The 20,054-nt window shown below is 69.6% G+C and carries 14 protein-coding genes and 1 tRNA gene; 9 read left to right on the forward strand and 6 right to left on the reverse strand.

What is annotated here, in order from left to right; all coding sequences use genetic code 11:
* The first annotated feature begins 178 nt into the window (after nt 1-178).
* A complete protein-coding gene (locus tag QSJ59_RS23335; protein WP_285761908.1) occupies nt 179-1,099 on the forward strand; it encodes an aminoglycoside phosphotransferase family protein in 921 nt (306 codons plus the stop codon).
* Nucleotides 1,100-1,242: 143 nt separating this feature from the next.
* Here QSJ59_RS23335 and QSJ59_RS23340 read toward each other — a convergent pair whose 3' ends face one another.
* The 4 genes from QSJ59_RS23340 to QSJ59_RS23355 all read right to left on the reverse strand — a co-directional run bounded on the left by QSJ59_RS23340 (nt 1,243) and on the right by QSJ59_RS23355 (nt 6,883).
* On the reverse strand, nt 1,243-1,929 hold the full coding sequence (locus tag QSJ59_RS23340; protein ID WP_285761909.1) for a response regulator: 687 nt from the start codon (nt 1,927-1,929) through the stop codon (nt 1,243-1,245).
* Complete coding sequence (locus QSJ59_RS23345) at nt 1,929-4,469, reverse strand: ATP-binding protein (protein WP_285761910.1); 2,541 nt, start codon at nt 4,467-4,469, stop codon at nt 1,929-1,931. The genes QSJ59_RS23340 and QSJ59_RS23345 overlap by 1 nt, the downstream gene beginning before the upstream one ends.
* Nucleotides 4,470-4,531: 62 nt before the next feature.
* Entirely contained in the window at nt 4,532-5,305 is a 774-nt protein-coding gene (locus QSJ59_RS23350) for a protein phosphatase 2C domain-containing protein (protein ID WP_285761911.1), read from the reverse strand.
* Nucleotides 5,306-6,004: 699 nt separating this feature from the next.
* On the reverse strand, nt 6,005-6,883 hold the full coding sequence (locus QSJ59_RS23355) for an SCO6745 family protein (protein ID WP_285761912.1): 879 nt from the start codon (nt 6,881-6,883) through the stop codon (nt 6,005-6,007).
* 213 nt (nt 6,884-7,096) lie between these two features.
* On the opposite strand from QSJ59_RS23355, the gene QSJ59_RS23360 reads away from it, so the two are divergent.
* Nucleotides 7,097-8,578: a carboxylesterase/lipase family protein gene (locus QSJ59_RS23360; protein WP_349497233.1), complete on the forward strand. Its 1,482-nt coding sequence runs from the start codon at nt 7,097-7,099 to the stop codon at nt 8,576-8,578.
* On the opposite strand, the gene QSJ59_RS23365 is transcribed toward QSJ59_RS23360, so the two are convergent.
* Nucleotides 8,575-9,711 (reverse strand): fatty acid desaturase family protein, encoded by a 1,137-nt coding sequence (locus tag QSJ59_RS23365; RefSeq protein ID WP_285761913.1) that lies wholly within the window; start codon nt 9,709-9,711, stop codon nt 8,575-8,577. The two genes, QSJ59_RS23360 and QSJ59_RS23365, sit on opposite strands and share 4 nt — an antisense overlap.
* A gap of 759 nt (nt 9,712-10,470) precedes the next feature.
* A tRNA-Arg gene (locus QSJ59_RS23370) sits at nt 10,471-10,542 on the reverse strand.
* Nucleotides 10,543-10,674: 132 nt separating this feature from the next.
* On the opposite strand from QSJ59_RS23370, the gene QSJ59_RS23375 reads away from it, so the two are divergent.
* From QSJ59_RS23375 to rho, 7 genes are all read left to right on the forward strand, one after another.
* Nucleotides 10,675-11,043, forward strand: a complete 369-nt coding sequence (locus QSJ59_RS23375; protein WP_285761991.1) for a response regulator — start codon at nt 10,675-10,677, stop codon at nt 11,041-11,043.
* Nucleotides 11,040-12,194 carry a DALR anticodon-binding domain-containing protein gene (locus QSJ59_RS23380; protein WP_285761914.1) on the forward strand — a complete coding sequence of 385 codons (1,155 nt, stop codon included), beginning with the start codon at nt 11,040-11,042 and terminating at the stop codon, nt 12,192-12,194. The genes QSJ59_RS23375 and QSJ59_RS23380 overlap by 4 nt, the downstream gene beginning before the upstream one ends.
* Nucleotides 12,195-12,297: 103 nt before the next feature.
* On the forward strand, nt 12,298-13,689 hold the full coding sequence (gene lysA, locus QSJ59_RS23385; protein ID WP_285761915.1) for a diaminopimelate decarboxylase: 1,392 nt from the start codon (nt 12,298-12,300) through the stop codon (nt 13,687-13,689).
* A 93-nt stretch (nt 13,690-13,782) separates the two neighbouring features.
* Complete coding sequence (locus QSJ59_RS23390) at nt 13,783-15,075, forward strand: homoserine dehydrogenase (protein ID WP_285761916.1); 1,293 nt, start codon at nt 13,783-13,785, stop codon at nt 15,073-15,075.
* A gap of 234 nt (nt 15,076-15,309) precedes the next feature.
* On the forward strand, nt 15,310-16,368 hold the full coding sequence (thrC, locus tag QSJ59_RS23395) for a threonine synthase (RefSeq protein WP_285761992.1): 1,059 nt from the start codon (nt 15,310-15,312) through the stop codon (nt 16,366-16,368).
* A 133-nt stretch (nt 16,369-16,501) separates the two neighbouring features.
* The gene (gene thrB / locus QSJ59_RS23400) at nt 16,502-17,491 is read left to right on the forward strand and encodes a homoserine kinase (protein ID WP_285761917.1); all 990 of its coding nucleotides are present in this window, start codon (nt 16,502-16,504) and stop codon (nt 17,489-17,491) included.
* Between the two features lie 441 nt (nt 17,492-17,932).
* Complete coding sequence (rho, locus tag QSJ59_RS23405) at nt 17,933-19,999, forward strand: transcription termination factor Rho (protein ID WP_285761918.1); 2,067 nt, start codon at nt 17,933-17,935, stop codon at nt 19,997-19,999.
* The last annotated feature ends 55 nt before the right edge of the window (nt 20,000-20,054 follow it).

Raw genomic sequence — 20,054 nt, forward strand, 5'->3', positions numbered from 1 at the left:
CCGGTCGCCCTGTACGGGCCGGTCCGGGCCGGGGGCTCGCGCGTACACGGCTGCATTTCCGCCGCGCTGACCAGGTCACTGATGGTTCGTACGTCAAGCCGAACCCCGGTGACGTGCGTGATTTCCCCAAGACGGGGAAGCAGGGGTACTGGTACGGAGAGGTCACAGGGTGGGTTGTATGAACGACGTCGCAGCGCAATTGATCGACAGTGGGCAGCGGGACCGGATCGTTCGCAGATTCGGTGCAGGGGCGCTCAACTGGCTCGAAGGCCTTCCGGCGCGAGCCCAGGAGTTGGCCGACGACTGGGAGCTGACCCTTCTGGGAGCGGCCCCGCACGGGCAGACCTCGGTGGTGGTGCGCTGCCGACAGTCCGACGGTTCGGCGGCCATCCTCAAGCTGTCCCCGGACCCCGCGTTGATCGCTATGGAGGGTCGCACCCTCGGTCTGTGGGCGCCCACCCGGAGGGTGCCCGACGTCTACCGGGTGGATCCCCGCCGTGGCGGTCTGCTCATGGAGGCCATCGAACCGGGTGACAGCATCGCTCAGGGCGGTGTGCTCCCGCCGCTCACCGATATCGGTGAGCTCATCGCCGAACTGCACTCCGTCCCTGCTCCTGAGTCGGTGCTGCGGGAGATGTATCCGCTGGATATCCGGATCAACTTCGTCTTCGAGCTCTGGGAGCGCAGGCGCGCAGAAGGACCGGCCGCCGAAGTCGTCCCCGCGTCGATGGTCCACCACGGGCACGCGCTCGCCCGTGCACTGGCCTGCGCCAGGGAGAACGTCGTTCCCCTGCACGGTGACCTGCACCCGGGCAACGTCCTGGTGGGCGGGCCGGAGCGTGGTCTCGTCGCCGTCGATCCGCGCGGATGCGTGGGGGACCCGGCCGCCGACGCCGTCGACTGGGCGGTGTGGCGTGCGGCGTCGGTGGGTGAGGTGCGGGAGCGGGTCGAGATCCTCGCCCCGGCGATCGGTGTGCCGCCCAAACGCCTCATGGACTGGTGCCGGGCCCTCGCCCCACTACTCGCCGTCGGCCTTGCCGACAAGGAGCAGACCGCGACCCCGGAATACGCCGCTGTCGTCGAGCTCGCCGAGTCGTAGCGCTGGAGGAACCGGATCCCGCCGAGCCGCCCGGCCCCGGGCGGGCCGGCCTTCCCCCGCGGACAGGAGCGGCCCTCCGAGGACCGGGACGGTTCCCTTGCCGGACAGCGCGCACGTGCCCCTGAGGCGACCGACGTCAACGGTCACTCCCTCTTCTCGAATCGATACCCCATCCCCGCCTCGGTGATCAGGTAACGCGGTCGGGCAGGGTCGGGTTCGAGCTTGCGGCGCAGCTGGGCCAGATAGACCCGCAGGTAATTGGTCTCGCTCTGGTAAGCGGGGCCCCACACTTCGCGCAGCAGCTGTCGTTGACTGATCAGCAGACCACTGTTGCGGACGAGGATCTCCAGGATGTGCCACTCGGTGGGAGTCAACCGGATCTCCGTTGCCGGCTGCCCCGCGCGCAGCACCTTTTTCGCGTTCAGGTCCACCGTGAACGCCGCTGTACGCACCATGGGGGCCTCCGCCACCGGGGCCGCGCGCCGTGCCGCCGCACGCATCCGTGCCAACAACTCGTCCATGCCGAAGGGCTTGGTCACGTAGTCGTCGGCTCCGGCGTCCAGCGCCCGGACCTTCTCCGCGGCGGAATGCCGTGCCGAGAGCACGATGATGGGCATCGTGGACCAACCGCGCAGCCTCTCGATCACCGCCATCCCGTCCATATCGGGCAGGCCCAGGTCCAGGAGCACGACATCGGGAGGACACCTGCTCGCGGAGGCCAACGCGCCCGCGCCGTCGGCCGCCGTGTCCACCTCATAGCCGTGTGCCCGAAGGTTGATGCGCATGGCGCGCACGATCTGGGTGTCGTCGTCCACGACCAGAATCCGCATCAGTCGCTCCCGGACACGGGGCGCGCATCGCCCGTAAGCAGTGCGAAGACCATCGTCAGTCCTCCGCCGGGCGTGTCCTCGGCGACCAGCGAGCCGTCCATCGCCTCGGTGAAGCCGCGGGCCACGGCCAGCCCCAATCCGATTCCGGTTCCCCTCGGGGTGTCGCCCAGCCGTTGGAACGCCTCGAAGATCCGTTCCTTGGACTCGTCGGGGACACCGGGGCCGTGGTCGCCCACGCGCAGCTCCACGATCGCCCCGAGGACGCTGGCGGAGACCCGCACCGGTGCCGCCCCCGCCGGATTGTGCCGTACCGCGTTCTCCACCACGTTGGCCACGGCCCGCTCCAGCAGGCCGGAGTCGCAGCGCACCCGGGCCAGCTGCTCGGGGACGTCCACGGACACCAGCTCCTGGGGGACTCCGATGAGTGCCCTGGGGACGACCTCCTCCAGCCCTACCTCCTTGAACTGCGGGCACACGGAGTCGGTCTGTAGGCGGCTCATGTCCAACAGGTTGTCGATGAGCCCGTTCAGCCGATCGGTGGACTCCTCGATTGTTTCCAGCAGCTCTGTTCGGTCGGCCTCGTCCAGTGCGATGTCGGTCGCACGCAAGCTGGACACACTGGCTTTGACCGAGGTCAACGGGGTACGCAGATCATGCGACACGGCGGCCAGCAAAGCCGTCCGGATCCGGTTGCCCGCGGCCTGACGACGCGCCTCCGCCGCGTCCCGGGTCAGGCGCTGGCGCTCCAGCACGATTCCCACGCTTGTGGCGAAGGCGCTCAGGACCCGGCGGTCCGACGCCGGGAGGACGTGTCCGCGCAGTCCCAGCGCCAGGGAGTCGCTCACCGACACCAGCGCGTCGGCCTGCCCGGGATCGGTGCACGGCTCCGGTCCGGTCGAGTCGACCACTCGCCACTGGCCGTTCTCCCCCTGCTCCAGCAGGGCGGCCGAACGCTGCCCGAAGGTTTCGCGGACCCGCCCCAGGAGGGCGGGGACCGGTTCGTCGCCATCGAGGACGCTGCTCGCCAACAGGCTCAGCGCGCCAGCCTCCGCCCGGGCGAGCGCGGCCTGGGCCGAGCGTCGCGCGGCCAGATCCACCACAACCGCCACGGTTGCCCCCACGATCACCGATGCGACCAGTGCGGCGGCGTTGTCCAGCAGCGGAACCGTCAGGGTCCCCGAGGGCGCGCTGAAGAAGAGGGCGAGCAGTACCGTGTTCCACGTCGCGCTGAACAGGGCCGGCCACAGACCGCCGGCCAGTGCCACCGCAACGGTGACCAGCAGGTGCAGCAGGATGTTGGTCGTCGTGTCGAGCAGGTTCAGCGGTGGGACGCGCAGCGCCAGGGTCACCACGACCGGAAGAACCACGGCCAGCAGCCAGCCCCACACGGTGCGATTGCGACCCAACCCGCCTCCGAGAATCGAGAGCGGCCCCCGGCCGCGGCCGGCATGCTCGTGGCCCACCATGTGCACGTCGATGTCTTCGGCGTCACGCGATACCACGGCGCCCACTCCGGGACCGAAGAGGTATTGCCACCCTCTCCTGCGCGACGACCCGAGAACGATCTGCGTGGCGTTGACGCCCCGCGCGAACTCCAACAGCGAAGCGGCGACGTTGTCGCCGATGACCTGGTGATATCCGCCGCCCAGTTCGGAGAGCAGTCGCTGCTGCGCCCTCAGCGTCTCCGGTGGGGTGCGTGCCAGTTCGTCGCTGGACACCACGTGCACCGCCATGAGCTGGCTGGGCTGGGGGCGGCCTCCGGGAGACCGGGCGGCGATCCGGGCGGCCCGTCGGATCAACGTCTCCCCTTCGGGGCCGCCGGTGAGCGCCACCACCACCCGCTCTCGGGCCTCCCAGGTCAGCCGGATGTTGTGCGCGCCCCGGTAACGGGCCAATCCCTCGTCCACACGGTCGGCCACCCACAACAGCGCCAGTTCGCGCAGTGCGGTCAGGTTGCCTTCGCGGAAGTAGTTGGACAGTGCCGCGTCCACCTTGTCGGCGGAGTAGACGTTGCCGTGCGACATTCGCCTGCGCAGTGCAGTGGGGGACATGTCGCACAGCTCGATCTGGTCGGCGCGGCGCACCACGTCGTCGGGCACGGTCTCCTGCTGGTACACGCCGGTGATCTGCTGCGCCACGTCGGTGAGCGACTCCAGGTGGTGCACGTTCACCGTGGAGATCACGTCGATTCCGGCGTCCAGCAACTCCTCCACGTCCTGCCAGCGCTTGGCGTTGCGCGAGCCGGAGGAGTTGGTGCGGGCGATCTCGTCCACGACCGCGACCGCGGGACGGCGTGCGATCAGCGCGTCCAGGTCCAGTTCACCGACGGCCCCCTTGCGTTCCACGCGGCGCGCCAGTACTTCGAGCCCATCGAGCAGCTCGGCCGTCTGGACGCGCCCGTGTGTCTCGGCGAGGCCGACCACGACGTCGGCGCCCCGCTCGCGGCGCCGGCGGGCCTCGCCCAGCGCCGCGTAGGTCTTGCCGACACCGGGGGCAGCGCCCAGGTAGATGCGTAGTCGTCCGCGTGCCACGGTACTCATTCCACACGGTTTCCCTGGGCAGCGCCACATCGGATGCCGACGGGTGCGTCGAAGGGCAGTACTCAGCCGCCGAGCGGCGCCAGACTGCGGACGGGCTGCGCGGCCAGGCGGGCGTGCAGCGCGGTGGCATCGTCGTGCACTTTGCCAAGAGGGACGCCTTTGCTGCGTTCCTCTGCGCGGACCCAGTCCACGAGTGCCTTCGGCCCACGCACCCGGAGATGGTTCCACACCGCCTCCCAGCTGTGGCCGTAGTACTCCACCAGCCGGGTGCAGCCGTCCGACAACAGCGCGAACTCGTTGGTCCGGACCGTTCCCGTCACCGCCTCGTAGGCTGCTTCCGGTGCGGTGCTGGCCACCCAGAAGCCCCCCGGGGTGTTACGGGAGGCGCGCACCAGTTGCCGCGGGTAGGGGCGGCCTCCCGGCAGCCGGTCCACCCGGGTGTCGCTGACCGCGCGGACGCCACCGTCCTCCAGCGCGAACAGCACGGCGGAATCGGCCAGCACCAGATAGTCCAATCCCTGGTCGCTGTGCCGTGCCAACGCCGCCGTCGCCGAGGGACTGTCAGGGTTGGCCAGGTCGCAGTGGCCGCCATGTGCGTACCGCACACGCGAGATCGCGCACGCCAGCACGTCGGCCAGGGACATATCGGTGTCCATGAGGGCCTGCAGTGATTCGGAGAGCCGGTCCACCAGCCAGGTGACGCCGTGAATGCAGCCGCTCTCCACGCCGGACGGCGCGGTCGCTCCGTCCAGAACGAACGCCCACTCCCCGGCCGCGGCGACGCGGTCTTCGTTGTATGCGCCGACTCCGCGTTTGCTGGTCTGTCGCACTCGCATGGGCCCCTCGTTTCACATCTGTGACAGGAGCACCACGATTGGGCGCCCTCTTACGCCGTTGAGTTGGGATGAGCTTCCCCGGGCGGGGGACAGCCGCCGTGGCCAGGACGGCGACGACCGTTCGTGGGACGTTTTCGTCCAGGTCACTGCCCTGTACGCCGGTGGCGGGCAGCAGTCGACGCCGACCGGCGGTGCTGGTGCGAGCCGGTCGGCTCGGTGCGCCGTACTCGCGGCAGCGGCTGTGCGGCCCGTTCCCGGCCGCCGCTGGGATACAGCGGGGCTCTGGCCGGGGGACGTCGACATTGCGCGGGTGTTTCGCACCGCGCGCTTTCTCGCGCAGGATGGCGGATTTGCCGACTTCTGGCGCAAAGGGGGCACGTTTGACCAGGTGACCGCGGTTCCCAGTGTCTCAGGCCGGGATTCGCGAGACTAGGAGAATGCTCTGTTACCCCAGGTTTTGATGAGAACGAAGTGGCGAGAGGGGAGAGTTGCCCGCTATCGCCGGACAGGGGAGTGAGCGGCGCCATACGGAGAGTTCGGGATACCGGCAGCGCGCAAGGGGCCACCTGTGGGAAGGGACGAAAACCCCGGCGGCCCCGCCGCGGGACGGACACCCTGAGACGTTGCCTCAGGACCTGCGGCGGGGAGCGGGAGAGGGCGACGATTCCCGGGTGATCGAGGGGCGCGGGCCCGCTGCGCTCAGCGGCGCCGGGTGCCCGGCAGGATCTTGGCGGCGACGATGGCCGAGACCAGCGGCGCGGCCAGGGTGATCAACCGTTCGCACCCCGCGCTGCCCAGCGCGGCATAGGGCGCCAGGGCCAGTGAGTCGGTGTGTGCCTCGATCTCCTCGCGCTGCCCCAGCCCGGCCTCGGTGAGCACGGTGGAGCCGTCATAGGCCGATGCGACCATGCCCCGAGCCGCCAACCGGTCGGTGGCGGCGGCCCACTCGTCGGTGCTCCAGGCCCTGGTCACACGCAGCGCCCGGGCATTCGCCCGGCCCGTCGCTGCGTGGGTCACCAGTGATTCCACCGGGTCGAGGCCGGCCAGTAGGAGCGCCGCCAAGTGCCCGTCCCCGCGGAACTCGCGCAACAGGGTCTGGGCGTGCCACAGCACCAGGTGCGGTTCCTCGGGCCACTCCAGTTCCGCGTACGCCCCGAACAGGGTGCGGCCCTGGGAGTGACGGCCGGCCTCCAGGGCCGCCGTGCGGGCCAGCTCCGCGGCCTCTGCGAGGCCCTCGGAGAAGAGGACCTTCTCCTCGGCCATCGAACGCAGGGCGGTGTCCGCCGCCTTCACCCTGGTCCTGATCACGGTTCGGGGAGAGGCCAGCGTCCACGCCCGCGGCACGGCCTCGGCGACAAGGACGGGGTTGAAGTTGTAGAAGGCCGATGTCACCGGTCCGGCGCCCACCGCACCGAGGGGCGCCGAGCGTGACGCGAAGTACCCCATGACCGTCGGCTCCAGGCCGATCGCCTCGTACGCCGCGCTTGCCTCCGGCGCGAAGTAGATCATCGTGTGAACAGGTTCGAGCGCTGCCCATGCCTTGCGCGCCTGGGCTGCTGTCGGTGCCGACGTGCTCATTGTCGCCTCCATCGGTTCCTGCTGCGGTGTCCGTGATGACCAGTGGCCACCAAACGTCATCATGCCGAACGGCGTTCTGGTCGAGGAGACGGCCCTGGCGCATCCGTGGATCGGGAGTGCCACCAAACGGTTTCCCGACTATTGACAGCCGTCACTTCGGCTACGTAGGAAGAAACGAGTACTTCGGTTAAACAGGGGGTGACCGTGGAGGTCGTGGCCACGACGCGCGGCAATGTCCGAGGGACCCGGGCCGACGGCGTGTCGGTGTTCCGGGGAATCCCCTACGCGACCGCGCCTGTCGGGCCCGACCGATTCCGGCCCCCACGACCCCCCGAACGCTGGCAGGGAGTCCGCGCCACGGACGCCTTCGGCCCGACCGCGCCGCGCGCCCCCTACCCGGGCGGTATCGCCGAGATCTTCCCGGAACGGACCGTCCCCGGTACGGGCTACCTCAACCTGAACGTGTGGACCCCCGCCCCTGATGCCGCAGGGCTCCCCGTCATGGTGTGGATCCACGGAGGGGCGTTCACCAACGGCTCCGGTGCGGAAGCCGCCTACGACGGTTCGGCCTTCGCCCGGGACGGCGTGGTCGCGGTCAGTTTCAACTACCGGCTGGGCGTCGAGGGTTTCGGCCTGTTCCCCGACGCCCCGGCGAACCTGGGGCTGCTCGACCAGATCGCGGCACTGGAGTGGGTGCGCGACAACATCGCGCATTTCGGCGGCGACCCCGCCAACGTCACCGTTTTCGGGGAGTCGGCGGGCGCGATGAGCGTGTGCACGCTGTTGTCCATGCCCAGGGCACGCGGCCTGTTCCACCGGGCCGCCGCCCAGTCCGGTGCCGGGTCCACCGTCGTCGACCCGGTCGACGCCGCCACGGTCACCGGGGTCCTCGCCCAGCGGTTGGGGACCGAGCCCACAGCCGCCGCATTGGGCCGCGTGCCCGTAGCGGCGCTACTGGAGGCCCAGGCGGCGGTGGCCAAGGAAGCCATGGCCGAGCCCGATCCCGCCGTGTGGGGGGAGCGGATCGCGGGAGGCTCCCTGCCGCTGCCCTTCGCCCCCGTCGTCGACGGGAACCTCGTGCCCGCCCGTCCGGTCGACGCCATCGCCGCGGGGGCGGGGGGCGACGTCGACCTGCTCATCGGTACCAACAGCGACGAGTACCGGCTGCTCCTGGTCGCCAACGGGCTCCTCGCACACGTCACCGAGGAGCGCCTCGACGGACACCTCTCCAGGGCCGGCCTCGATCCCGGAGCAGTCCGTGTCTACGCCACCTCCTGCCGCAGCGACCACCCCGGTGACATCCTCGCCGCTGTCATCACCGACCAGGCGTACCGCATTCCCGCCTATCGGGTGGCCGAGGCGCGGGCGAACGCTCCCGCGCGCACGTTCGGCTACGAGTTCGCCTGGCGTACCCCCGTTCTCGGCGGTGGGCTCGGCGCCTGCCACGCGCTGGAGATCGGCTTCGTCTTCGACACCCTGACCGCCCTTGAGGGGTTGGTCGGCGCGGACGCCCCCCGTGAGCTGGCCACTGCCATGCACGACGCCTGGATTCGCTTCGCCACGACCGGCGATCCCGGCTGGACCCAGTGGAACCCGCGGACCCGCCACATCATGCGTTTCGACCAACCGACCCCGGCCGTCATCGAGGACCCGGGCTCGGCGACCCGGTTGCTCTGGGAGAAGGCACCGGTCTAGGCGGTCTTCGTCCCCGTGTCTTTGGAACCTGGCGAATCGGGCCGTCCGGTGCCGGAGGGGGCCGGGGAGCGCAGGCCGTTCCGGATCGGGGCGCCGACCCGGTGAAGGTGCCGCAGGGCCTGGGCGTAGGAGTCGATCATCCCGGTCTGCTGGTAGGGCACGCCCAGTTCGGCGCAGTAGTCGCGCACGATCGGTTGCGCCCGGCGCAGGTTCGGGGTGGCCATGCTGGGGAACAAGTGATGCTCGATCTGGTAGTTGAGCCCGCCCAGCACCGCGTCCACGAATCGGCCGCCTCGCACGTTGCGCGAGGTCAGAACCTGCTTGCGCAAGAAGTCCAGTTCGTCTTCGCGGGTCAGGGTCGGCATCCCCTTGTGGTTGGGTGCGAACACGCACCCCAGGTAGATGCCGAACAGCCCCTGGTTCACGGCGAGGAACACCAGGGCCTTGAGCGGGGAGAGCACCAGCAGCAGCACACCGATGTAGAGCGCGAAGTGGGCGAACAGCAGCGCGGCCTCAATCCATCGTTGTTTCAGCGAGGGACGGAAGAGCGCGCGGACACTGGCTACATGGAGGTTCATTCCCTCCAGAGTGAGCAGCGGGAAGAAGAGGTAGGCCTGCCACCGTCCCAACAGCCGGGGCACCCCCCGGCTCCGCTGTGCCTGCCCGTCGGACCACACCAGCGCGTCCGGGGCCACGTCGGGATCGAGGTCCTCGTGGTTGGGGTTGGCGTGGTGGCGCGTGTGCTTGTCCATCCACCAGCCGTAACCCATACCGATGCCGAGGTTGCCCACCACCCGGCCGAGGATGGCGCTGGGGCGTCGGGTGCGAAAGATCTGGCGGTGCGCGAGGTCATGGGCGAGCAGGCCCATCTGGGTGAAGACCACTGCCAGGAAGGCCGCGACCAGGATCTGCCACCAGGAATCCCCGATCAGCACGAATGCCGTCCAGCCACCGACGAAGAGGGCGCCCACCAGGATGAACCGGGCGGTGTAGTACCACGGGCGTCGTTTCAGGAGCCCCGCGCCGTTCACCCGTCTGGACAATTCGGCGAAATCGCTGCCGCTCCTGCCCGACCGGTCCCGCGTGCCGGCCGCTGATGCCGCTCGTCTCAGTCCGGATAACCGCTCGTCCATGATTCTTCCTCTCGTTCGCGGACCTATGACGCCTCCAACAGGGGGAGACCGTCACCGCGGCGCTGGAAGGCGCGGATGTCCGGCTCGCGGGGGGAACGGACGCCCCGCGCGGTAAGAGGTAATTTCGAGCCTACCCGGCCGTCCGGCAGCCGTCAGGGGGTGAGGAAACCGGGATGCACCCCATTGCCGTACCGAGACGACGGGCCAAAGGGCGGCTCCGGTCGAGCCCGTCGCGCCGAGGCTGCTCGTGACGCACACTCCGCCGCTGCCCAGGGAGCGTCCGCCAGGGCGAAGCCGCTGTCCGGGACGTATTTCCGAGTACGGCACGGTAAAGACGCCGGCGGCCGAGGCGCCCCTGCGGGTCGCGGACACCACCGCAGCCGACAGCGTCTCCGGAAAAATTGGGAAAAGCATGTCTTCGCAGCAGGAGAAGCACGCTCACCGCGACTACCGGCAGGAACGCGGGCAGTCCCGGGTGGACGCCCTCTTCCGGTGTCGAACCGATCGCCGGCGGGTGCGGTGCGCGGCAGCCACCTTGCCGGCGCCCACAACGACTGCTCCCGGTGACGGGGATCACTTTCGTGCGTGCTGAAGGGGTGGGCTCCTGCCGGTCCGGGACCATTGTGGTCGTCGCGGTCGCTCCCGGCCGTCGGTGCAACGGTCGCAAGAATGCGCGGACCGGGTGTGCGCAAGAAGAGAGCGGGCAAGAAAAAACCAGCGGACGCTATGGGCATCCGCTGGCCGGTATGGGTTTTCGAGTGCCCCCTGCAGGATTCGAACCTGCGCACACGCCTCCGGAGGGCGTTGCTCTATCCCCTGAGCTAAGGGGGCTCAGTTCGGTTACGACTCTAGCAGGGTGTCGAGGCGGGTTGTGCGATCTGGCTCCTACCGGGTTGGGCATCCGCCAGCGCCACCGGTCGTTTGAGCGCTAGTGTCACGCCCGTGGTTGAAGCCAGTGGACGCGTGCTCGTGGTTGACGACGATGAAGTGATACGACAGCTCATCGCGTTGAACCTGAGGTTGGAGGGGTTCGACGTGCACACTGCTGTGGACGGGCAGGACTGCCTGGAACAGGTACGGGAGGTGCTGCCCGAGGTGGTCACGCTGGATGTGATGATGCCCCGGCTCGACGGGTGGGAGGCCGCCGCGCGCCTCAAGCGCGACGCCGAGACCCGTCACGTGAAAGTCGTGCTCATCACGGCGCGCGCCCAGGAGACCGACCTGCGCCGCGGCTCCGACATCGGGGTCGACGCCTTCTTGACCAAACCGTTCGATCCTGCGGAGCTCATCAGGATCGTGCGCGACCTCGCAGCCGCATCCCGAGCGGCGTGAGCCGGCTCGCACCGCCGCTCGGCACACCCGCCGGGGTCGACGCCCTCCTGCGCGCGAGCTGTGCCGCCGCGCTCGGTGTCCCCACCGAGCGACTGCCTCCTGCGCAGCCGCGCCGGGCCCGCCCCGGTTCCGGTGCCGATTACGCCAGCAGTCTGCCGCTGCGCCTCGCCGGGCCGTTTCGCCGGTCGGCCGCCGACCTCGCCGTCCGTGCCGCGGCGATTCTGCGCGAGAACCCTGCGGTGGCCGGCTCCGGGGTGGAGGGCGCAGCCTTCCTCACCCTTACCCTCACCCCCACGTCCCGGCTCGGGCCGGTCGTCGCCGCTGCCGCGGACCCCTGGAGCTATCTCGCGGGCGGCGGTCCCCAACCGGCGATCGAACGGTCGGCCCAGCCGCCGCTGCGCGACCTCGCGCAGGCCGGTGACCTAGCCGCGGCGCGCGACCTCGCCCGCGCCGACGCGCGGCTGCGCATCGCCGCGGCGGTCGGACACGGAGTCGAGGCGCCCTCCTCCGGCGCCGGAGAAGGGACCGGTTGGCGCGACCGCTACATCGACGCCCCCGACCCACAGGGCGCCTCTGCGAAGCTGCTCGCCGTAATCGGAGAGGCCGCTGCCCGGTTCTCCTTCTGTCGAAGCCCCTCCGACCGGGTCCGCCCGGACGAGGCCACCGGTCCGGGGCTCCCCGCACTTCCCAGTGCCTGGGCGCCGGGGACGTGGGCGCGCGCAGTCGGAGCGAACCCTGCTTTCGCCGTTCGCTACGCCCATGCCCACGCCCGAGCCACCCGCGACCTCTGGGCGCCGGCGTCGGGACGCCCCCCGGGCGGCTGGGACTTCGGCGATCCCGTGGCTGCGGCGGCCCTCGCCGAACCGGCCGCCGCGGACCTCGTCTCGACCCTGTTCGACGGTCCCGCCGCACTGGCCGCCGCCGCGCGACGTAGCGAACCCCATATCCTGGTGCGATACCTGGAGGAGCTCAGCGCTGCCTACCATGAGTGGTGGGAGTCGTGCGACGCCATCACGGGGGACACCCTTCACCGTGACGCCGACGCGTGCGCCCAGACCGCCGCGGCCCGCCTCGACGTTTGCGAGGCCACCGCCGGTGTGCTGCGCGTCGGACTGTTCCTCATCGGAGTGCCCGCGCCCACAAGGCCGTGAGTACTCCGTGGTCGCCCACGCGCGTCCGGTACGGAGAACGAACCACGCATCCGTCCGAGAGCGCACGCATCACCCTGTCGTTTCGATTCCGAGAGTCGTGCCAATGAGCCGCAACGCCCACCCCGCCGGACAACGCCACGCGGATGTGCTCCCCGAGGAGCACCCGCCCAGTCCGCCCCGCAACCTCACCGAACTCGACCCCAACGTGTGGCCGCGCACGGCCAAGCGGGTCGACGGCGAGATCACCATCGGCGGCGTCGGAGTCGGCGAGCTCGCCCGCGAATACGGGACCCCGTTGTTCGTGCTGGACGAGGACGACTTCCGTGCCCGTGCCCGCGACTACCGCCTGGCCTTCAGCGACGCGGACGCCGACGTCTACTACGCCGGCAAGGCGCTGCTGACCAAGGCCGTGGCGCGCTGGGTCCTGGAGGAGGGCCTCAAGCTCGACGTGTGCAGCGGCGGCGAACTCGCCGTTGCGCTTGCCGCGGGCTTCCCGCCGGCCAAGATCGGAATGCACGGCAACAACAAGTCCGAGGCCGAACTGGCCAGGGCCGTCGAGGTCGGGGTGGGGCGCATCATCGTCGACTCCTTCGACGAGATCGAGCGCCTGGAGCGAATCGCCGCTGAGCAGGGCCGGGTGCCCGACGTCCTCATCCGCGTCACCACCGGTGTCGAGGCGCACACCCACGAGTTCGTCGCCACCGCCCACGACGACCAGAAGTTCGGCCTCGCGCTGAGCAGCGGCGCCGCAGCAGAGGGGGTGCGCCGTCTTCTGGCCTCCGGCCACCTCAACCTGGTCGGCCTGCACTCCCACATCGGCTCGCAGATCTTCGACACCGCCGGATTCGAGGTCGCGGCCCGTCGGCTCAGCACCTTCATCACCCGGATCCACGCCGAACACGGCGTCTTCCTGCCCGAACTCGACCTCGGCGGAGGCCTGGGAATCGCCTATCTTCCCGGCGACCGGCCGCTGGAGCCCAAGACGATCGCCGAGAGCCTGCTCGGCATCGTCGCCAGGGAGTGCGCTGCCAACGACCTGCCGATGCCGCGTATCGCGGTGGAGCCCGGCCGCGCCATCGCCGGACCTCCGGGGGTCACCCTCTACGAGGTCGGCACGATCAAGGACGTCGAAGGCATCCGCACCTACGTCAGCGTCGACGGCGGGATGAGCGACAACATCCGTACCTCGCTGTACGGCTCCGAGTACACCTGCGTGCTCGCCTCGCGCGACAGCGACGCCGACCCCATGTTGTCGCGGCTGGTCGGCAAGCACTGCGAGAGCGGTGACATCGTGGTGCGCGACCTCCACCTTCCCGCGGACCTGCGCACCGGCGAGCTCGTCGCCGTGGCCGCGACCGGCGCCTACTGCCACTCCATGGCCAGCAACTACAACCACCTGCCCCGTCCGGCCGTGGTCGCGGTCCGTGAAGGCGTCGCGCGAACCCTGATCCGGCGGGAGACCGAGGATGACCTCCTGCGGCTGGACGTAGGCTGACCCTGCCCGGGAAACAGGCCCGGGAGCCCCGCTTCCGACCGGGGCGAGGAGAACGAACGCGGACATGAGTGAAGAAGTGGGAGTCACCCCCTTATGGCACTGAAGGTGGCGCTGCTCGGTTGCGGCGTTGTGGGCTCGGAAGTAGTCCGACTGGTGAACGAGCAGTCCGGCGAACTCCAGGCGCGCATCGGCGCGTCTTTGGAGATCGGAGGCATCGCTGTGCGCCGTCTGGGGCGCGCACGCGGGACGGGCCTGGATCCCGAGCTGTTCACCACCGACGCCATGGGTCTGGTGACCCGGGAGGACATCGACCTGGTGGTCGAGGTCATCGGTGGAATCGAGCCTGCCCGTTCGCTCATCCTGGCCGCCATCAAGGCGGGCAAGTCAGTGGTCACGGCCAACAAGGCACTGCTGGCCGAGGACGGCGCCACCATCCACGCCGCGGCACGCGCCGCGGGGGTGGACGTCTACTACGAGGCCAGCGTCGCCGGGGCGATCCCGCTGCTGCGGCCCCTGCGCGACTCCCTGGCCGGCGACCGTGTCCACCGCGTCCTCGGCATCGTCAACGGCACCACCAACTACATCCTGGACCGGATGGACCGGCTCGGCGCCGGCTTCGCCGAGTCGCTGGAGGAGGCCCAGTCCCTCGGTTACGCCGAGGCCGACCCCACGGCCGATGTCGAGGGCTTCGACGCCGCGGCCAAGGCCGCCATTCTCGCCCGGCTCGCCTTCCACACCCCCGTCACGGCCGCCGACGTGCACCGGGAGGGGATCACCGAGGTCTCGGCCGCCGATATCGCCAGTGCCAAGGCGATGGGCTGCGTCGTCAAGCTCTTGGCGATCTGCCAGCGCGCCGAGGACAAAACCTCCATCGGCGTCCGCGTCCACCCGGTGATGCTGCCGCGCGAGCACCCGCTGGCCAACGTCGCAGAGGCGTACAACGCGGTATTCGTGGAGGCCGAGTCCGCGGGGCGCCTCATGTTCTACGGTGCGGGGGCGGGCGGGGCCCCCACCGCGAGCGCGGTGCTGGGCGACCTCGTGGCGGTCGCCCGCAACCGGCTCGCCAACACTTCGGTGGCCGAAGGGGAGGAGGACACCGGTCTGGCCGTGCACCCGATGGGGCAGACCATCACCAGCTACCACGTCTCCCTCGACGTTGCCGACCGCCCGGGCGTCCTGGCCAGCGTCGCCGATGTCTTCGCCGACCACGGGGTCTCCATCAAGAACGTCCGTCAGGAAGGCTCCGGTGAGGACGCCCAACTGGTCCTCGTCAGCCACACCGCGCCCGACGCGGCGCTGTCGGCGACCGTCGCCGAGTTGCGCTCGCACGACATGGTGCGCGCAGTCGCCAGCGTGATGCGGGTCGAGACGTTCAGCGACCACTAGCCACGGTCGATCCGGTGCAACCCGGGCGTCAGCCGTTCCACCTGCTGAGACGCGAAAGGTCGGATGCGGTGCCGGACGCGGGTGGGCCTAGACTTGTGGGGATCACGAGGCCGCGCCCCACCCGGCCAGCCCGGGCGCACCGCGCCGCCGACCCGGCGGCGCCCCAGCGCCGGACCGCCTCCTGACCGCCGCACCCACTTACGCTTCACCACTCGAAAGGGCCCCGTCGTGAGCATGGCACGGGCGTGGCGAGGAATCGTCGAGGAATACCGCGACCGTCTTCCCGTCACGGCGAACACCCCGGTCGTCACCCTCTTTGAGGGGGGCACCCCGCTGGTACCCGCCACGCGGGTCTCGGAGCTGACCGGCTGCGAGGTCTTCCTCAAGGTCGAGGGACTCAACCCCACCGGTTCCTTCAAGGACCGTGGGATGACCATGGCCATCACGAAGGCGGCCGAAGAGGGCGCCAAGGCCGTGATCTGCGCATCCACCGGCAATACCAGCGCCTCCGCTGCCGCTTACGCCGTGCGGGCGGGCATGACCTGCGCGGTCTTGATCCCTCAGGGCAAGATCGCCATGGGCAAGCTCGCCCAGGCGCTGGTGCACGGAGCCAAGCTGCTGCAGGTCGACGGCAATTTCGACGACTGCCTGGAACTGGCCCGCAAGCTCTCGGTCGACTATCCCGTGGCATTGGTCAACTCGGTCAACCCGTTCCGCCTCCAGGGACAGAAGACCGCGGCTTTCGAGATCGTGGACACGCTGGGTGACGCCCCCGACATCCACTGTCTGCCCGTCGGAAACGCCGGAAACATCACCGCCTACTGGATGGGCTACAAGGAGTACGCGGCCGACGGCCACTCGACACGGCTGCCGCGGATGCTCGGTTTCCAGGCCAGTGGATCGGCGCCGATCGTCAACGGGGCCCCGGTCGTCCAGCCGCGTACCATCGCCACCGCGATCCGGATCGGAAACCCGGCCTCCTGGCAGTTCGCGGAGAAGGCCCGCGACGAGTCCGACGGTCGGATCGACGCCGTCACCGACCGGCAGATCCTCTCCGCCTACCGATTGCTCGCAGGGGAGGAAGGCGTCTTCGTCGAGCTCGCCTCCGCTGCCAGTGTGGCCGGCCTTCTCCAGGCCGTCGAGGCGGGCCAGGTGGCCCGGGGCAGCCGGGTGGTCTGCACGGTCACCGGCAACGGGCTCAAGGACCCCGACTGGGCACTGGCGGGGGCTTCCTCCGCGGTCACCGTTCCGGTGGATGCCGCCTCCGCCGCTGCCGCGCTCGGCCTCGCCTGACCGGCGATCCTTCGTAAGCAACCGGTCGCGTCCCGCCTCTCGGGTCGGGACGCGACCGTCCCGACCCTCGCCGCACCGACTGTCGCGCGGGTTCGACACCGTTCGCGCCGCCCCCTTTTCCCGGAGCAGCCCAATGTCCAAGCCGTACCGCACGACGGTGACCGTGCAGACTCCCGCTACCAGCGCGAACCTCGGGCCGGGGTTCGACGCTCTTGGCCTGGCCCTGGAGTTCCACGACGAGATCGAGGCGACCGTCCGCGCTGACGACCGCGTCGTGGTGACGGTGGAAGGGGAGGGAGCGGACACCGTCCCCCTGGACGAATCCCACCTCGTCGTACGCGCACTGCGCACCGCCTTCGAAGCGGCGGGGGAGCGGATGCCCGGCATCGACCTGCACTGCCGCAACCGTATTCCGCACGCCCGCGGCCTGGGCTCGTCCTCCTCGGCGATCACCGCGGGGATCACGGCCGGGGCCGCCCTGCTCGGACGCCGCGACGAGAAACAGCCCGACGGGGTCGACCGGGATTGGATCTTCTCCTTGGCGGCCGACCTCGAAGGCCACCCCGACAACGTCGCGCCGTGTGTCTACGGCGGGTTCACGGTCGCCTGGCGTGGAGACGGTGGGTGGCACGCGCTGTCCACCGCTCCTTCGCCCAGAATCCGGCCGATCGTGTGCGTCCCCGACGGCGGTCTGTCCACCGAGCGCGCCCGCGGACTGCTCCCGGAATCGGTTCCGCACGCCGACGCTGCTTTCTCGGCGGGCCGCGCCGCGCTATTGACCGCGGCCGTTTTCGGCCACCCCGAACTTCTCTTTCCCGCGACCGAGGACCGGCTGCACCAGGAATACCGCGCCGAGGCCATGCCCGAGAGCGTCCAACTCATCCGATCCTTGCGCGCCAGTGGATTCGCCGCGGTTGTCTCCGGAGCCGGGCCCACGGTCCTGGTGCTCGCTGACCTCGCTGAACACGGAGTTGCGGGTGCACAGTCGGGAGCGTACGGCGATCGTGATCAAATCAGTCTCGATCTGGTTGATTCAATCCAGGGTCGAACGGGTACTGGTTGGCACATACGCCCCTTAAGAATCGATCAGGCAGGGGTGCGTGTCACTTCTCCCCGTTCATAGACTTGTGTCGAGGAATAGCTGTGGGCTCCGGTGATGTTAGGCTAGGTGAAGCACCAGATGCCCCATTGCGGGGCGTGTGCTCATCCGCCACAGTGTTTTCCGCGTATCACGCGCAAGTGGTCTCTTTCCCGCAAGCGCTTCGCACGGCAGTCACTGTGTCGAGTTCACGGCGCGCCCGTGGCTCTGCCCACTCCACTGAAGTCTCGTTTTCCTCGTGCAGGAATGACCAAGATGGCATGCGGGCAGCATCATCGAGCCCATAGCCCCAACGTCTGGCTGTCCCCAGAGCCCGCCGCGATCGGGTAAAAGGGCCCGTTGAGCATCAACGGTCCCGGCATCCACGTTGGGCACGCCTGACCCGGCCCTGCCGGTTCGCACCATCGGGCTGGCCGATCTAGTCACGACGACGGCCTTAAGCCCGCTCCTTGGGAAGGACCCTTAGTGAGCGACACCACCGAACTCCACCCGGACGCGGCGGTCAGTACGCACAGCACGACCCCGTCCAGCGTGGACGTCGGCGACACCGAGCCTCGGGCCGGTAAGAGCACGTCAACGCGGTCTCGCGGCCGTTCCGGTGGTACCGGGCTGTCCGCGCTGAAGCTCACCGAGCTCCAGCGCCTTGCGTCGGACCTCGGGATCACGGGCACCGGGCGGATGCGCAAGAACGACGTCATCAGCGCCATCGAAAGCAAGCAGGGCGGACCCGTCCAGGCTGCCAAGTCCCAGAAATCGGCGAAGACCGCCGAAACCAAGGGCTCGGCCGCTAAGGTCGAGTCCACCGACGGCGCTGCGCGCCGCGGTGCCGAGAAGTCCGCCAGTACCGATGCCGCATCGGCGCCGGAGGCCGCCAAGAGCGGGGCTCCCGCCGCAGAGGCCGAGGCACAGGCGGGCGGCGCCGTTCCCGAGCAGGCCGAGCGTTCCGAGCGCTCCCGCAGCCGTCGGTCGTCCCGCCGGCGCGGTGACGACTCCGGCGAGCAGCAGACGCCCGCCGATGGCACTGATCCCTCTACCCCCGCGAGCGGCGTGACCAAGACATCGAATACCCAGACCACCGGTTCCGACCAGGGCCAGTCCGGCCAGAGCGGCCAGGGCGGCGGCAGGGAGCGTCAGCGCAACCGCCGCAACCGTGACGGCCGCGACCGTGACGGCCGTGACGGCCGTGACGAGCGCCGTACCAACCGCGACAGCGGCGGTAGCGGCAACGACCAGGCCCAGAACGCTGGACGCCCCGATCGGGGCAACAGCGGCGGTAACAACAACGATGATGACGACGAGTTCGGCGGACGCAGAGGGCGCGGACGTCGCCGGGACCGTCGGGACCGTCGCGGTCGCGGAGACCGCCAGGAACCGGAGCCGGTGATCTCCGACGACGACGTCCTGTTGCCGGTCGCCGGAATCCTGGACATCCTGGACAACTACGCGTTCGTGCGGACCACCGGCTACCTGCCCGGGTCCAACGACGTCTACGTCTCGCTGGCCCAGGTCCGCAAGAACGGTCTGCGCAAGGGCGACGCCATCACCGGTGCGGTGCGCCAGCCCCGCGACGGCGAGCGCCGCGAGAAGTTCAACGCGCTGGTGCGCCTGGACAGCGTCAACGGGATGTCGCCCGACCAGTCGCGCGGTCGCGCGGAGTTCTCCAAGCTCATTCCGCTCTACCCGCAGGAGCGCCTGCGGTTGGAGACCGAGGGCAACATCCTCACGACCCGCATCATCGACCTGATCTCACCCATCGGCAAGGGGCAGCGCGGACTCATCGTCTCCCCGCCCAAGGCGGGTAAGACGATGGTGCTGCAGTCGATCGCCAACGCGATCACCGAGAACAACCCCGAGTGTCACCTCATGGTCGTCCTGGTCGACGAACGCCCCGAAGAGGTCACCGACATGCGGCGCACGGTCAAGGGCGAGGTCATCGACTCGACCTTCGACCGTCCCGCCGAGGACCACACGACCGTCGCCGAGCTCGCCATCGAGCGTGCCAAGCGCCTGGTCGAGATGGGCCTTGACGTGGTAGTCCTGCTGGACTCCATCACACGGCTGGGACGTGCCTACAACCTCTCCGCACCGGCGAGCGGGCGCATCCTGTCCGGTGGTGTCGACTCCACGGCGCTGTACCCGCCCAAGCGGTTCTTCGGAGCGGCCCGCAACATCGAGAACGGCGGCTCGCTGACCATCCTGGCCACCGCGCTGGTCGAGACCGGCTCGCGGATGGACGAGGTGATCTTCGAAGAGTTCAAGGGCACCGGCAACATGGAGCTCAAGCTCAACCGGAGCCTCGCCGACAAGCGGATCTTCCCCGCCGTCGACGTCGACGCCTCCAGCACCCGTAAGGAGGAGATCCTGATGTCGGGCGAAGAGCTCACCATCATCTGGAAGCTCCGTCGAGTGCTGCACGCCCTGGACACCCAGCAGGCACTGGAACTCGTTCTGGACAAGCTCAAGGGCACACAGAGCAACGCGGAGTTCCTTCTCGAGGTGCAAAAGACCACAGCGGGCCCCAACAAGCACTAGCTTCCTCAGGCGCCGGCAGCAAAGGAGTGCCCCTCCCATCTCGGGAGGGGCACTC

Source organism: Nocardiopsis ansamitocini (assembly GCF_030268225.1).
GTDB lineage: Bacteria > Actinomycetota > Actinomycetes > Streptosporangiales > Streptosporangiaceae > Nocardiopsis_D > Nocardiopsis_D ansamitocini.